The 15559-nt window shown below is 52.9% G+C and carries 15 protein-coding genes; 10 read left to right on the top strand and 5 right to left on the bottom strand.

The genetic code is table 11. From position 1 onward, the window contains the following. Positions 1–343 precede the first annotated feature (343 nt). The 9 genes from dusB (at position 344) to AC1DUO_RS06720 (ending at position 8483) form a co-directional block, all read left to right on the top strand. The gene (dusB, locus tag AC1DUO_RS06760; protein ID WP_013577302.1) at positions 344–1309 is read left to right on the top strand and encodes a tRNA dihydrouridine synthase DusB; all 966 of its coding nucleotides are present in this window, start codon (positions 344–346) and stop codon (positions 1307–1309) included. 21 nt (positions 1310–1330) lie between these two features. After that, on the top strand, positions 1331–1627 hold the full coding sequence (gene fis, locus AC1DUO_RS06755; RefSeq protein ID WP_004097144.1) for a DNA-binding transcriptional regulator Fis: 297 nt from the start codon (positions 1331–1333) through the stop codon (positions 1625–1627). A 197-nt stretch (positions 1628–1824) separates the two neighbouring features. Beyond that, complete coding sequence (locus AC1DUO_RS06750; RefSeq protein WP_370447499.1) at positions 1825–2256, top strand: DoxX family protein; 432 nt, start codon at positions 1825–1827, stop codon at positions 2254–2256. A 420-nt stretch (positions 2257–2676) separates the two neighbouring features. Continuing rightward, a complete protein-coding gene (gene lpxP / locus AC1DUO_RS06745; RefSeq protein WP_013577304.1) occupies positions 2677–3597 on the top strand; it encodes a kdo(2)-lipid IV(A) palmitoleoyltransferase in 921 nt (306 codons plus the stop codon). Between the two features lie 86 nt (positions 3598–3683). Beyond that, complete coding sequence (locus tag AC1DUO_RS06740) at positions 3684–3869, top strand: hypothetical protein (RefSeq protein ID WP_112151061.1); 186 nt, start codon at positions 3684–3686, stop codon at positions 3867–3869. 417 nt (positions 3870–4286) lie between these two features. Then, complete coding sequence (locus AC1DUO_RS06735; protein WP_013577306.1) at positions 4287–5312, top strand: amino acid ABC transporter substrate-binding protein; 1026 nt, start codon at positions 4287–4289, stop codon at positions 5310–5312. Between the two features lie 103 nt (positions 5313–5415). Then, positions 5416–6594, top strand: a complete 1179-nt coding sequence (locus AC1DUO_RS06730; protein ID WP_013577307.1) for an amino acid ABC transporter permease — start codon at positions 5416–5418, stop codon at positions 6592–6594. Positions 6595–6603: 9 nt separating this feature from the next. Further along, positions 6604–7713: an amino acid ABC transporter permease gene (locus tag AC1DUO_RS06725; protein ID WP_041673173.1), complete on the top strand. Its 1110-nt coding sequence runs from the start codon at positions 6604–6606 to the stop codon at positions 7711–7713. 8 nt (positions 7714–7721) lie between these two features. Continuing rightward, complete coding sequence (locus AC1DUO_RS06720) at positions 7722–8483, top strand: amino acid ABC transporter ATP-binding protein (protein WP_013577309.1); 762 nt, start codon at positions 7722–7724, stop codon at positions 8481–8483. A 392-nt stretch (positions 8484–8875) separates the two neighbouring features. On the opposite strand, the gene AC1DUO_RS06715 is transcribed toward AC1DUO_RS06720, so the two are convergent. Together AC1DUO_RS06715 and AC1DUO_RS06710 are read right to left on the bottom strand one after the other, a co-directional pair. Further along, entirely contained in the window at positions 8876–9565 is a 690-nt protein-coding gene (locus AC1DUO_RS06715; RefSeq protein ID WP_013577310.1) for an LrgB family protein, read from the bottom strand. Continuing rightward, the gene (locus tag AC1DUO_RS06710) at positions 9558–9980 is read right to left on the bottom strand and encodes a CidA/LrgA family protein (protein WP_013577311.1); all 423 of its coding nucleotides are present in this window, start codon (positions 9978–9980) and stop codon (positions 9558–9560) included. Before AC1DUO_RS06710 ends, AC1DUO_RS06715 begins: the two co-directional genes overlap by 8 nt. 144 nt (positions 9981–10124) lie before the next feature. On the opposite strand from AC1DUO_RS06710, the gene AC1DUO_RS06705 reads away from it, so the two are divergent. After that, complete coding sequence (locus AC1DUO_RS06705) at positions 10125–11003, top strand: LysR family transcriptional regulator (RefSeq protein WP_119262147.1); 879 nt, start codon at positions 10125–10127, stop codon at positions 11001–11003. 58 nt (positions 11004–11061) lie between these two features. On the opposite strand, the gene AC1DUO_RS06700 is transcribed toward AC1DUO_RS06705, so the two are convergent. The 3 genes from AC1DUO_RS06700 to AC1DUO_RS06690 all read right to left on the bottom strand — a co-directional run bounded on the left by AC1DUO_RS06700 (position 11062) and on the right by AC1DUO_RS06690 (position 15425). Next, positions 11062–12711 (bottom strand): Na+/H+ antiporter, encoded by a 1650-nt coding sequence (locus AC1DUO_RS06700; protein ID WP_013577313.1) that lies wholly within the window; start codon positions 12709–12711, stop codon positions 11062–11064. Positions 12712–12979: 268 nt separating this feature from the next. Next, on the bottom strand, positions 12980–14347 hold the full coding sequence (locus AC1DUO_RS06695; RefSeq protein ID WP_013577314.1) for an NCS2 family permease: 1368 nt from the start codon (positions 14345–14347) through the stop codon (positions 12980–12982). A 409-nt stretch (positions 14348–14756) separates the two neighbouring features. Next, the gene (locus AC1DUO_RS06690; RefSeq protein ID WP_013577315.1) at positions 14757–15425 is read right to left on the bottom strand and encodes a glutathione S-transferase family protein; all 669 of its coding nucleotides are present in this window, start codon (positions 15423–15425) and stop codon (positions 14757–14759) included. Between the last annotated feature and the right edge of the window lie 134 nt (positions 15426–15559).

The raw sequence follows: 15559 nt of genomic DNA, 5'->3' as shown, positions 1-15559 counted from the left end.
GTCTTGTTTGTTCACCTTTCTGAAAATGAGTCACTTTTTAACCAAAAGACGATCTGCATCACAGAATTTTGTGGTTGTTGCTGCTTAAAACGTCAGATCTCCCCTTAGAATCAACTGTTATAACCGGATGATTCAGAGAGTTATTAGGAATTTGCCCAAGCGCACAATTTGACCAAAGTCACATAACTCAATGTAAAACCACGATAAAAAAACAAATCGTCATGAACTTCAGCGCTGACAAGGCATTTTCTTATCAAATTGCTCAAAGTTTGGCCTTTCATATCGCAGCGAAAATGCGTAATATACGCGCCCTTGCGGACATCAGTATGGTCATTCCTAGTTCATGCGCATCGGACACCACCAGCTTACAAATTGCCTGATTGCGGCCCCGATGGCCGGTATCACTGACCGACCATTTCGTGCCTTATGTCATGCGATGGGGGCTGGAATGGCAGTATCTGAAATGCTCTCCTCCAATCCGGAGGTGTGGCGGACGGATAAGTCACGTTTGCGCATGGTACATAACGATGAACCGGGGATCCGCGCCGTGCAAATTGCCGGTTGCGACCCCGAAGATATGGCGGCTGCTGCACGAATTAACGTGGAAAGCGGTGCGCAAATCATTGATATCAATATGGGCTGCCCGGCCAAGAAAGTGAACCGCAAACTGGCAGGTTCTGCATTGTTGCAGTATCCGGATTTGGTGAAACAAATCCTGACTGCCGTTGTTAAGGCGGTAGATGTGCCAGTCACGTTGAAAATTCGTACTGGTTGGGCACCGGAACACCGTAACTGTGTACAAATTGCCCAATTGGCTGAAGACTGTGGAATTCAGGCCCTGACTATTCATGGCCGAACCCGTGCCTGTCTCTTCAATGGAGAAGCAGAGTACGACAGTATTCGGACAGTTAAGCAGAGTGTTTCCATTCCGATTATCGCGAATGGCGACATAACTGACCCGCATAAAGCCAGAGCGGTGCTCGACTACACCGGAGCTGATGCTCTGATGATAGGACGTGCCGCTCAGGGGAGACCCTGGATCTTCCGGGAAATCCAGCATTATCTGGACACAGGGGAGCTGTTACCTCCACCTCCTATGGGTGAGGTTCAGCGCTTGTTAATAGGGCACGTACGGGAATTGCACGACTTTTACGGTCAAGGCAAGGGATTCCGTATCGCCCGTAAGCACGTTTCCTGGTATCTCCAGGAGCATGCCCCAAATGACCAGTTTCGGCGCTCCTTCAACGCCATAGAGGATGCCAGCGAACAGCTGGAGGCGTTGGAAGCATATTTCGAAAATCTTGCGTAACAAAAAAGAGCTGACAGAACTATGTTCGAACAACGCGTGAATTCTGACGTACTGACCGTTTCTACCGTTAATTCTCAGGATCAGGTAACCCAAAAACCCCTGCGTGACTCGGTAAAACAAGCACTTAAGGGCTATTTTGCTCAATTGAATGGTCAGGACGTGAATGACCTGTATGAGTTGGTATTGGCTGAAGTTGAACAGCCACTGTTAGACATGGTGATGCAGTATACCCGTGGCAACCAGACTCGTGCGGCCCTGATGATGGGTATCAACCGCGGTACGCTGCGTAAGAAATTGAAAAAATACGGCATGAACTGATACTAATCAGTCGATGTCTTAAAAAGGCGCTTTTCCGCAAGGGGAGCGCCTTTTTGTTTTCTGCTTTGCCCGTAGACCTTTACCCCAAAATCTGCGCAAAACCTAACCCAGATCAACCCAAATGAGAATAATTATCTCCTGCATTCAGCGATTAAGCACTACCTTAGACGGACAATAAAACGTCTCCGGGAGTCACTCTGATGAAGCAACTTTATCTTCGTTTTACCGCAGCACTGAACAAACCTGATCTGGCGATTTTGCTGTTACGGATCACCTATGGACTGCTGATTTTTCACGGCTGGCATAAGCTGCATGACGGTCTGGGCGGTATTCAGGGCATGCTGGCAGGCTATGGTATTCCGGCATTTGTCGCCTACGGCGTGATCATCGGCGAAGTGATCGCCCCGATTATGATGATGCTGGGGATTTTCACCCGACTCGCCGCGCTGTCTGCCGCAGCGACAATGATTGTTGCGTGGATGATGGTCGGTATCCATCACACCTTTGCACTCACCCCGGTCGGTGCCTGGGCGATTGAAGATATCGTCTATTACTTCATGGCCGCCGTCGTGATCGCGCTGTATGGCAGTGGACGGTACTCTGTGATGAGCAACCCGCTGTATCGCTGATATTCCCTTTCAGCATGTTTCGCCAGCGGAGCATGCTGAAATATCATGTGGAGGATATCGCGACGTCTGAATGCTAATGCCTTCTTTCCGTAGCGTTTTCATTTTATTGTCTAAACCCACACGTAAATAAACAGTAAAGAGTGCGTTTATCGGACAATTACCCTCTGCGGTTAGATCACACGACATGTTATACTCACGGCAAGAGTCGAATTCGCCCCGCTCAACGCCTACGGACAGCCCTTCAGCTTCGCGATCCCGCCTTTTAATTGTGTCTTGATAAAGTAAAAGTGAGTCAATATATGTGCTTTCGGAAACGTTTACACCCGCATGTTGTCCCACTCTTTAACAGACAATTCGTATCGCGACTGAGCTAACCCCTGACGCGTTACCCCGGTTTTTTATGCAGATGATTGGGCTTTTATGAATTCTCCTCGCTTTCGCGCATCATTTTTACATCCACGTTACTGGCTGACCTGGTTTGGCCTTGGCGTATTGTTCCTGCTGGTTCAGCTTCCTTATCCGGTGTTAAACCGTCTCGGCATCTGGCTGGGCCGGACGTCCATGCGTTTCCTGAAACGTCGTGTGTCGATAACGCGCCGTAACCTGCAATTGTGCTTCCCGGATCTCCCCGCTGATCAGGTCGAAGCGCGCATCATCAGCAACTTTGAATCCCTTGGCATGGGCCTGCTGGAAACCGGCATGGCCTGGTTCTGGTCGGATGCCCGTGTTAAACGCTGGTTTGACGTCAGCGGCCTGCACAACCTGAAAAAGGCGCAGGAAAACAAACAGGGCGTGCTGGTGATTGGCGTGCATTTTATGTCGCTGGAATTAGGCGGCCGCGCGATGGGCTTATGTCAGCCGATGATGGCGATGTATCGCCCGCACAATAATAAAGCGATGGAATTTGTGCAGACCTGGGGGCGTATGCGGTCTAACAAGGCGATGCTCGATCGCAAAGATTTACGCGGTATGGTTCACGCGCTTAAAAAAGGCGAAGCTGTCTGGTTTGCGCCGGATCAGGATTACGGCCCGCGTGGCAGCGTATTTGCGCCACTGTTTGCTGTCGATCAGGCCGCAACTACCAGCGGAACCTTTATGCTGGCGCGTCTGGCAAAACCTGCGCTGGTGACCGTTGTGCTGGTACGTAAAGCAGGCGGTACGGGTTATGAACTGGTTATCCAGCCCCAGTTGCAGGATTACCCGATCGACGATGAAATGGCGGCAGCAGCCTACATGAATCGCGTGATCGAAAAAGAAATTATGCGTGCGCCGGATCAGTATCTCTGGCTGCATCGCCGCTTTAAAACCCGCCCGGCGGGTGCGCCTTCGCTTTATCGATAAGCGCCAGAGGCCATAAAACAGTAGCCCGATGCCACCGCGTCGGGCTTTTTTCATTCATTGCATCCAATAAGAGATCTGTAATCTTTATGGCTAAAAAACCCGACGCGACACCTTCTATCTTTGACCATCTCAAAGAGGATGACAGCTTTGACCTTTGGGGGCGCTCAGGCCTCAGTTCTGCGCTCAACAAAGCCAAACCTAAAACGCCGGACAATGACCAGATTGCGGCGGCGCGTAAACTGATCAAAGGCAGTAAAGATCAGGCCAAATAAGTCACTCCATTTTCTCCGCTGCACTGATAATGTCCCCTGTTTTAAATCCCGTCATGCCAACATATCTCTCAGAACGCCTGGTCTGAGAGATTTACTCATCGTTTTGCCTCATTTTTTTTCCAAATATGAATGCACATTTCACTTCGCTGCAAACAGCGCGATCTGCACTCCAATATTGAAATATTCCGCACTCATTTAACGCAGCCACATTGACCGCGCACTGAAACGGGGCAATAAATTTTATACGCCTCGTCAATGTTACTGTGCAATTCCTCTACATGACTTGATTGATGGGGCGTTTTTCATGTTGGCACTCCCTTTGCAAAGACAGGTGCAGAGGGCGTTGCCCCATAAACAGACAGGGTGCTCCGGCACTTACACAATAATAATTTTCAGTTTTGTCTCACAGGACGCTTTATGAAAAAAATATTGCTCTCAACACTGATTGCCGCAGCAAGCTTCGTGACACTGGCTGGTCAGGCTCATGCAGGTACCACTCTGGATGCCGTTAAAAAGAAAGGATTTGTTCAATGCGGTATCAGCGACGGCCTGCCAGGCTTCTCTTACGCTGACTCCAAAGGCAAATTCACCGGTATCGACGTTGACGTCTGCCGTGCGGTGGCTGCTGCCGTGTTTGGTGATGCTGAGAAAGTGAAATATACCCCGCTGACTGCCAAAGAGCGTTTCACCGCGCTGCAGTCTGGCGAAGTGGACATCCTGTCACGTAACACGACCTGGACCTCTTCCCGCGATGCGGGCATGGGCATGATTTTCGCTGGCGTAAACTACTACGACGGTATCGGCTTCCTTACTCACCAGAAAGCGGGCCTGAAAAGCGCGAAAGAACTCGATGGCGCAACGGTCTGTCTGCAGGCCGGTACGGATACTGAGCTGAACGTGGCTGACTACTTCAAAGCCAACAAAATGACTTACACCCCGGTCACCTTCGACCGCTCGGACGAAAGTGCGAAAGCGCTGGACTCAGGTCGTTGTGACACCCTGGCCTCTGACCAGTCTCAGTTGTACGCACTGCGTATCAAACTCGGCAAACCAGACGAATTCATCGTTCTGCCGGAAGTGATTTCTAAAGAACCTCTGGGTCCGGTAGTTCGTCGTGGTGACGAAGACTGGCTGGCGATCGTCCGCTGGTCACTGTTCGCGATGCTGAACGCTGAAGAAATGGGCGTAACCTCTCAGAACGTGGATAAGCTGGCGGCTAACCCGACGACACCTGATATGAGCAACCTGCTGGGCAAAACCGGGACTTACGGTGCTGACCTGAAAGTGCCTAATGACTGGGTAGTAAAAATCGTTAAACAGGTCGGCAACTACGGCGAAAGCTTTGAACGCAACGTCGGTCAGGGCAGCGAGCTGAAAATCAAACGTGGCCAGAACGCATTGTGGAATAAAGGCGGGATCCAATACGCTCCTCCAGTTCGCTAAATATCCTTTCTTCATGAAGTTGAAAAGTGTTTAAGGATGTTGATGCACCGGTCGTTCCCCGGTGCATCACTTCCCGGTGAAAGATTGCTAAAGGCCATTCACTATGTCGCAACGCCCAACCGAAAAAGGTTCGTTATCGCTGACCAACCCAGCCGTACGAGCCTGGATTTACCAAATTTTCGCGGTGGTGTTGCTGGTAGCCTGTTTGGGTTACCTGCTCCACAACACCATTACCAATCTGACTACACGAGGGATCACCTCGGGATTTGCGTTTCTTGAAAAAGGTGCCGGTTTCGGCATTGTTCAGCATCTTATTGATTACCAGGAAGGTGACACCTACGCCCGCGTATTTGTTATCGGTCTGCTGAATACGCTGCTGGTTTCCGCGCTGTGTATCGTTTTTGCCTCGATTCTCGGGTTCATTATCGGCCTAGGACGCCTTTCCGATAACTGGCTGATTCGCAAAGTCTCGACGGTATATATCGAGACGTTCCGTAACATTCCCCCGCTGCTGCAAATCTTCTTCTGGTATTTCGCCGTACTGCGTAACCTGCCGGGACCGCGTCAGAGTCTGAATGCTTTTGACCTGGCTTTCGTCAGTAACCGTGGCCTGTATCTGCCCTCACCGGAACTGGCACCGGGCAGTCTGGCGGGCTTTATCGCCGTGCTGCTGGCGATTTTTGGCATCATCGCGCTGCAACGCTACAACCATTTCCGCCAGATCCACACCGGCCGGATCTGGCATATCTGGCCGTGGGCGATTGTGATGCTGGTTGTCTTTCCGGCGCTGGCGCACCTGATTTTCGGGCCTGCGCTGCACTGGGACGTGCCTGCGCTACGCGGGTTCAACTTCCGTGGCGGCATGGTGCTGATCCCGGAACTGGCGGCGTTAACGCTGGCATTATCGGTCTATACCTCAACGTTTATCGCCGAAGTGATCCGATCCGGCATTCAGTCTGTCTCACACGGTCAGCATGAAGCCGCCCGTTCGTTAGGATTGCCGAATCCTGTCACGTTGCGTCAGGTGATTTTGCCGCAGGCCATGCGGGTGATCATTCCACCGCTGACCAGCCAGTATCTCAATATCGTGAAAAACTCCTCTCTGGCGGCTGCAATTGGCTATCCGGATATGGTGTCGCTGTTCGCCGGTACCGTGCTCAATCAGACCGGTCAGGCAATTGAAACCATTGCTATTACGATGTCGGTGTACCTGATCATCAGCCTGGCAATTTCCTTCCTGATGAACATTTACAACCGGCGTATCGCGCTGGTCGAGCGTTAAGGGAATCCCATGACAATGACAACACTTCCTCCGGGAGTCAGAGCCGTGAAACCCGGAACGCCACTCGGAACGGCCGTGCTCTGGGCGCGTAAAAATTTGTTCTCCAGTTGGTTTAACAGCCTGCTGACGCTGTTCTGTTTATGGCTGATGTGGCTGCTGATCCCTCCGCTGTTGAACTGGGTGATTTTCCAGGCCAACTGGGTTGGCACGGCGCGCACTGACTGCACCAAAGCTGGCGCGTGCTGGGTGTTTATCCACGCACGTTTCGGCCAGTTCATGTACGGGCTGTATCCGTTCGATCAACGCTGGCGCATCAACGTCACACTGATCGTCGGTCTGCTGACCCTTGCACCGATCTTCTTTAAAGCCATGCCACGCCGCGGACGTTATATCGCCTGCTGGATGGTGCTCTTCCCGATTTTCACCTGGATCATGCTGTACGGCGGTTTCCTGGGGTTGAGTCGCGTCGAAACCCGTCAGTGGGGTGGCCTGACACTGACGCTGATCATTGCCGCTGTCGGCATTGCCGGTGCGTTACCGCTGGGCATTATGCTGGCGCTGGCACGGCGTTCAAGCCTGCCTGTCGTGCGTATTCTGTCGGTGATTTTCATCGAATTCTGGCGCGGCGTGCCGCTTATCACCGTGCTGTTCATGTCCTCGGTGATGCTGCCGCTGTTTATGACCGAAGGGACGAGTATCGACAAACTGGTGCGTGCGCTGGTGGGTGTGGTGCTGTTCCAGTCGGCGTATGTCGCGGAAGTGGTGCGCGGCGGGTTACAGGCGCTGCCGAAAGGCCAGACGGAGGCCGCCGAATCACTGGCGCTCGGCTACTGGAAAACGCAAGGCTTAGTCATTCTGCCGCAGGCATTGAAAATGGTGATACCGGGTCTGGTCAACACTATTATCGCGCTGTTTAAGGACACCAGTCTGGTGATCATCATCGGCCTGTTTGATTTGTTCAGCAGCGTCCAGCAAGCCACCGTCGATCCTGAATGGCTGGGCATGTCAACCGAAGGCTACGTCTTCGCCGCCGCCGTCTACTGGATTTTCTGTTTTAGCATGTCGCGTTATAGCCAGCATTTGGAAAGACGCTTTCACACCGGACGTTCCGCACACTGAGGTAAACCATGAGCGACCATCAAGTCACTGAAAACCAAAATATGATGATCACGCTGGAAAACGTGAATAAGTGGTACGGACAGTTCCACGTATTGAAAGACATCAACCTGAGCGTGAAACCGCGTGAACGTATCGTGTTGTGCGGCCCTTCCGGCTCGGGGAAATCAACGACCATCCGTTGCATTAACCATCTGGAAGAGCACCAGCAAGGGCGCATCGTGGTGGACGGAACCGAACTGAACGACGACTTGCGCAATATCGAACGCGTGCGCACCGAAGTCGGCATGGTGTTCCAGCATTTCAACCTGTTCCCGCATCTGACCGTCTTGCAAAACTGCACCCTGGCACCCTGCTGGGTGCGTAAGATGCCAAAGAAAGAAGCCGAAGAACTGGCGATGCATTACCTGAAACGTGTCCGTATCGCCGAGCATGCGCATAAATTCCCCGGACAGCTTTCCGGCGGTCAGCAACAGCGTGTGGCGATCGCCCGCTCGCTGTGTATGAAGCCCAAAATTATGCTGTTTGATGAACCGACTTCTGCGCTCGATCCGGAAATGGTGAAAGAGGTGCTGGACACCATGATCACGCTGGCGGAAGAAGGCATGACCATGTTGTGTGTAACGCATGAAATGGGCTTTGCAAGAACGGTCGCCGACCGGGTGATCTTTATGGATCGCGGGGAGATCGTGGAACAGGCCCCGCCGCTGGAGTTCTTTGCCAATCCGAAGTCAGCGAGGACGCGGGAGTTCTTGTCACAGGTGATTCACTGAGCTGAGGCCGCAGCTTGACCGGCATCTGAACGGAACGGTGAAAATTTCGGTTTCTCATTAGCGGTGATCACTTATCGCGCTGCGCCGAAACCGCCCAAAAGGGGAAAGTGAGGTTGTGAAGTTAAAGTTGAGGCCGGTTCCAAAATACCGCCGGAGGAGAGGTGGAAAACCGCGCGTCTTTTTGCGCGGGTTGTAACCCGAACGGAGGGCACCGCGCAGCGGCGGAATTTTGCGGCTATCGCTGCGGCACCTGAAACATAGCCAGCGAGCGAAGCGTGCAGTAAAAGAGCCCGGGATTCTTAAGGGCGGCGGCGATAAGCCGCCCTTAAGGCCAGTTTGGGTGGCAACCCAAGGTCTTGACCTTAATGTTTCAGATCTTTTTCAAAAGATCATCACCACATCACTCCCCCGATCACCGGCGCAATCACCACAGTGACAACCCCTGCCAGCATCATCACCAGACTCGATACCACGCCTTCCTCCGCACCCAGTTCATAAGCTCTCGCCGTACCCGCTCCGTGCGACGCCGCACCGAAACCGGCACCTTTTGCGAGGCCGCTTTTTACCGCCAGACGCAGAAACAGCATATCCCCGACCGCCATGCCGAATACGCCGGTGATCACCACAAACAACGCGACCAGATCAGGCTGGCCACCCATTTGTTTCGCGGCTGCCAGTGCAAACGGCGTAGTGATAGAGCGTACCGCCAGACTACGCTGGATTTCTTCGGGCAGGGTCAGCATGCGCGCCAGCCAGACGGAACTGCCGACGGCAACGACTATCGCCGTCAGCACGCCCGCACTCAGCGACATCCAGTGACGGCGGATCACCGCCATATTCTCGTAAACCGGCACCGCAAACGCGATGGTTGACGGCCCGAGCAGCCATAACAACCAGTGCGTCTCACCGAGGTAATCCTGATACGACGTGTGCGTCACCACCAGCAAAATCACCAGTACAATCGGCGTGAACACCAGTGGCATCAGCAGCAGTGTGCGCTTCTGGCGGTACAGTTTTTTGTTGCCGTAATACAACCCGAGGGTGACCACAAAACACAACATGCTGATCAGTAAATCAGTCACGGCTCGCCTTCCTTGCCGCCAGACGCTGCTCCAGACGATACACTTTATCGACCACCACGGCAGTCGCCCCGAGCGTCAGCATCGTGCTGATCCCAATCACCAGAAAGATTTTCCAGCCTTCGATCATCAGCAACTGGGCGTAATTCACCACAGCCACCACGGCTGGTACGAAGAACAGCAGCATTTCCGCCAGCAACCAGCGGGAACCGGCTTTCACCCATTTCACAGGCAAAATACGCAACATAATCAGCAGTAAAAGCATCAGCATCCCGACAATATTGGCGGGTAACGGCAGATGTAACGCAGTGACCAGACGATCAGCGATAACGAATAACACCGCGTACAACACCACCTGAACAGGGATCTGACAACGGGTCAGCAGGGACGGCGCTTTAGTGCGCAACGCCAACAACATGGGGACGACCTCGAAAGAGGGAAAAGTGTGAAAATGAAGTATACGCTGGCAGGAAACTGGTAAAGAAATGAATTAAAATCATAAAAATGATTCCAGTTTGGAATACTTTGTAACTCGCCGATCTGACCGGGGAAACATCAGCCCATGGACGTCCGTACCTTACGCTATTTTGTCGAAGTGGTTCGCCAGCAGAGCTTTACCCGCGCGGCGGAAAAGTTGTTCGTCACCCAGCCAACGATCAGCAAAATGCTGCGTCATCTGGAAGAAGAACTGGAATGCACGCTGATTGTCCGCGAAGGACGGCGTTTACACCTGACCGACAGCGGTCAGGCGTTGTATCAGCGTGGCCTGAATATCCTTGAGGAATTCCGCCAGCTTGAAGCGGAACTGGAAGACATTAACTCGCTGAAATCCGGTCATCTGCGGCTGGGCATTCCGCCGATGGTCGGGACGCAAATCGCGCCGCTTATCGGCAGCTTCCGCCAGCAATATCCCGGCATTGAACTGATTATTTCCGAGTTTGGCGGGCTGACCGTGCAACAGGCTGTGATTTCCGGCGAGCTGGATCTGGCGCTGACTGCCCTGCCCGCTGACGCCGTGCCTTCTATCGCCTCACTGCTGCTGTTCAGTCATCCGCTGTGCGTTGTGGTGCCGCGCACGCCGCACTGGCTGAACCGCACGCGCATCGGGTTCAGTGATCTGGCTGAAGAAAGCATCCTGATTTATAACGAAGATTTTGCCCTGTACCGCCAGCTGATGGATGCCTTTACCTCACACGGCTTTACGCCAAAAATTGCGGCGCGCAGCGGGCAGTGGGATTTCCTGGCGGCGATGGTACAAACCGGTATGGGTGTGGCGATTTTGCCGGAACCTGTCTGTCAGCGGCTGGATAAGAATGTCCTGATGTGGCTGCCACTGGATCCGCTGATGCCGTGGCAGCTCGGGCTGATCTGGCATCAGGGCAGCTATCTCTCGCACAGTGCACAGGCGTGGATCACGTTGTGCCGCGACTACTGGAAATAGCCAATAAAAAACCGCGTGAACCTGGCAGCGCACGCGGTTTTTTCATTTCTGACAGAAACTACACTTCTTTTTCGACAAGCAGCGCCTCAAGCAAATCGAGGTCATGCAGCAGTTTTTGCAGCGTCTCATTACTGATTTTCTGCGTGGCACGCAGGTGATACAGCTCACCACGTTCCGCGCGCAGCGCAGTCAGACGGAAGCGACGCTCGAGATTTTCCAGCTTCAGCGCGGTTTCCATATCATCGCGGTTGGCCGTGCGTCGCCGTAACGTCCCGATAACCCGCGAACTGATTTCCTTCAGCGTCTGTTCATCAATATTTTCTTCGGTATCCGCCGCCAGACGCTCTTCCATCTTATGCAGGCTTTCAATCGCCACTTCCGCCGCGACCGATTTCGCCATGCGCTCTTCTTCGCGATAAGCGGTACCATCCGCCACTACCACGCCTTTGAGCAGGAACGGCAAGGCAATCACACCGGCAATCAGCGAGAACAGAATGACGCCAGTCGCCAGGAACACCAGCTGATAACGCGACGGAAACGCCGAACCATCGGCGAGGAATAACGGAATCGACAGCACACCGGCCAGGGTAATGGCTCCGCGCACACCGGCAAAAGACGCCACCCACAGTTCACGCGTACTGTAGCTGCCAAACAGCAGCGGTTTCTTTTTCAGGAAACGGTTGCTGAAATTCTTCATCACCCACAGCCAGACGAAACGCAGGATCAGCAGCGCAAAGTAGATAATCCCGACATCAGCAAACAGGTGCCACGTCACGATAGACGGGTCGTGTGTCGCCTGATCAATTGAGTTCTCAAGGATGCCCGGCAATTGCAGACCCAGCATGATGAACACCATGCCGTTGAACACGAACTCAAGCATCGCCCAGACGCTGTTCGCACGCAGACGCATCGCCAGCGGTGCATTACGAATAATGCCGGACTGGCTGATGGTCATCCCTGCAGCCACAGCGGCCAAAATGCCCGACACACCGATATGTTCGGCAATCAGATAAGACGCGAACGGCAACAGCAGCAGGAACACGATTTGTGTCGCCGGATCATCACCACTCCAGCGGCTCATAATGCGCAGCGATTTACTGTACAACCACGTCACCGCCACACCGGCCATCAGACCGCCAATCGCGACTTTCAGGAACTCAACACTGGCACCACCGACGGTAAAGATCATCGTGCCCATCGCCACGGCGATAGCGAATTTCAGCGACACCAGACCGGACGCGTCATTCATCAGCGCTTCACCTTCCAGCACGCTCATGATCGACTTAGGAATACGGCCCTTACCGACAATGCCGCCCAGTGCCACGGCATCGGTCGGCGACAGCACCGCAGCCAGCGCGAACGCGGCCACCAGCGGAATATCCGGCACCATCATATAAATCAGATAACCGATACCGACGACGGTGAGCAGCACCAGCACCAGCGCCAGCCCGAGAATTTCGCGCCCGTGGTGGAGGAATTCACGGGTCGGGGTTTTCCAGCCATCGGCGAACAGCAACGGCGGGATAAAGAGGACGAGAAACAGTTCCGGATCGAAGTCCACGTGCAGGCCAAAATTGGGCCACGCCAGCAAAGCACCGACGGCAATCTGCATTAATGGAAGAGGAACCTGAAACGGCAACATTCTGGTGACGACACCGGAGAGCGACACCACCAGAATCAAAATCAGAATGGTAAAGAAGATTTCCATGCTTTCCTTAGACTCTTGTTTTTATGAATTTCAGCCAGACGCAGGTGAGTGAGTCCGGAGCGAACTAAGGAATAGTAGATCAAAAGGGGATGTGATTTAAATCAGTGCGTGCGGTTACATCAGAGAGGGTTTGCTCCTCCCCCTGCGAAGGGGGAGGACGGGAGGGGGTTTTAATGACAAAACTCATGCCAAAGCACACTTCAACCTACTGATTCGTCATTAATACCCCACCCCAACCCTCCCCTTCGCAGGGGAGGGAGCAAACAGATCAAATCGCCCATCCGCCCGCATAAAACACCACTAACGCTACGGCGATAATCACCGTGCCGATGTTCAGTTTTCGCCATTCGCCGGAGAAGATGCGTCCAATCACCAGTGCGCTGAAACCGAGCATAATACCGGTGACGATGTTACAGGTCAGAACGATAAATACTGCGCACAGTAACCCTGACATCGCATCCACGAAATCATTGAAATCCAGTTTGGTGACATTGCTGAGCATCAGCAAACCCACGTACATCAGCGCGGGTGCGGTGGCGTAAGCCGGTACCAGATAAGACAGCGGAGAGAGGAACAGCATCAGCAGGAACAGCACACCGACGACGGTAGCCGTCAGACCGGTTTTGCCGCCCGCCGCCGTACCGGCTGCCGATTCGATATAAACCGCTGCCGGAGATGCGCCAACCAGGGAGGCGAAAATACTGCTCACGGAGTCAGCCGTCAGGGCTTTACCGCCGCTGATGATCTGGCCGTTTTCATCCAGTAAGTTTGCCTGTCCGGCGACAGCGCGGATGGTGCCGGTGGCATCAAACACCGCTGTCATCACCAGTGCCAGCACGCTGGGCAATACCGCAGCTTTCAGTGCACCCAGAATATCGAGATCGAAAATCACCGATTTACCGTCAGCCCCCGCCAGAGAAGGCATGGCGAATAAACCCTGATATTTCACTGTTGGATCGAAGATCAGGCCGATAATGGAAATCGCGATAATCACCAGCAAGATGCCGCCCGGAACGCGCAGTTTCTCCAGGCCAAAAATCACCGCCAGACCAAGCAACGTCATCACGACCGGGAATGAGGTAAATGCGCCGAGTGCCACCGGTAAGCCGTCCAGCGGGTTTTTCACCACCAGACCGACGCCATTGGCGGCGATCAGTAACAGGAACAGGCCGATACCAATACCGGTACCGTGCGCAACGCCGGTTGGCAGATTGCGCAAAATCCACGAACGGATGCCGGTCACCGAGATAATGGTGAACAACACACCCATCAGAAATACCGCGCCGAGCGCCACCGGTACGCTGATGTGCTGGCCGAGAACCAGACTAAATGCGGTAAAAGCAGTCAGAGAAATGGCGCAACCAATCGCCAGCGGCAAATTCGCCCACAGCCCCATCAGCAGGGAGCCGAAACCGGCGACCAGACAGGTCGCGACAAACACTGCGGTTGGCGAGAAGCCCGCTTTGCCGAGCATCGAGGGCACGACAATCACCGAATAGACCATCGCCAGAAAGGTGGTTAAGCCAGCGATAACTTCCTGGCGGACGTTACTGCCACGCGCACTGATTTTGAAAAAAGCATCAAGCGGGCCTTTTGGCGCAACTGCGCGGCCAGCTTGAGGTTGTTGACTCGACATGGAAAATCCTCTGAATGTCTTTACTGATTAGCCGGCGTGGTCATTATGAAACCGTTTCTGCACGTTCACTTCCTTATTTGTCGCCTGAAATCGCCGAAAACGGCGTCAGAACGGCAAGGCAAACGTTTAACTCGCATCGCGTGTGGCAGGACAAAAAATTACGCAAACGATTATCCTGCCTTTAACCGCCGTACATCAACCGTGAATGACAACAATTTACCGTTGTCTGGTCAATAAAAACGCGGTTGTGGTGGAAATTTATCCGGTGGCAGAAAAAGAGACAAACAAGGAGGGGAAAGAAGGGAAATAAATAACAGGGTATTTATTGTGGTTTATCTTTTATAAGACGTTTATTACGTAAAACTCCGCCCGTAATGAACGCCTGAAAATATAAAAAATGGATAAGAAATTAACGCAAAATATTAAACGAACCGCCGTTTTCCAGCACTTTCTGATATGCCGGACGCGCGGTGACATTCGATAACCAGGCCTTCAGCAGAGGATATTTTCCCAGTCCGGCGCGGGCATTGATCGCCTCTATCGGGAAACTCATCTGAATATCTGCCGCGCTGAACTGTTGACCGGCGAAATAAGGATGTGTACTCAGATGCTGTTCCAGATAATCCATATGCGTATAAATCTGCTTATCCAGATAATTCTTCTGCACGCCCTGTCCTATGGCGCCGGCAATCGGACGGATGAGCCACGGCATCGGCGGTTTACCCAGACGGCTAAAAATCAGCTTCATCACCAGCAAAGGCATCAGAGAACCTTCAGCGTAGTGTATCCAGTAACGATACTGCTGATGCTCAGCAAACGCCGTGGGTTTCAGCGTGCCCGCCTCATCGTACACTTCCTGCAGGTATTCAATGATGGCGCCAGATTCCGCAAGGATCAGCCCGTTGTCTTCCAGCACCGGCGACTTGCCCAGAGGATGGACTTTTTTCAGCGATGGCGGCGCCAGCATGGTTCCTTTATCCCGCTGATAACATTTGATTTCGTAAGGGACGCCCAATTCTTCGAGCATCCATAAGATTCGCTGTGAACGGGAATTATCCAAATGATGCACAGTTAGCATAAAAGTCTTCTGTCCTTTTTCAATTAATTATTTGTTAACTATAGACAACACTTTCAAAGCGCGTATCAGATTCGCTTTATTAACCCTGACTTTCTTCAGGGTTAATTTATCAAAAATCTTTTTATTTGATTAAA

It is taken from the genome of Rahnella sp. P4_A8, assembly GCF_056402435.1.
This window is presented reverse-complemented; position numbering and strand designations above follow the sequence as displayed.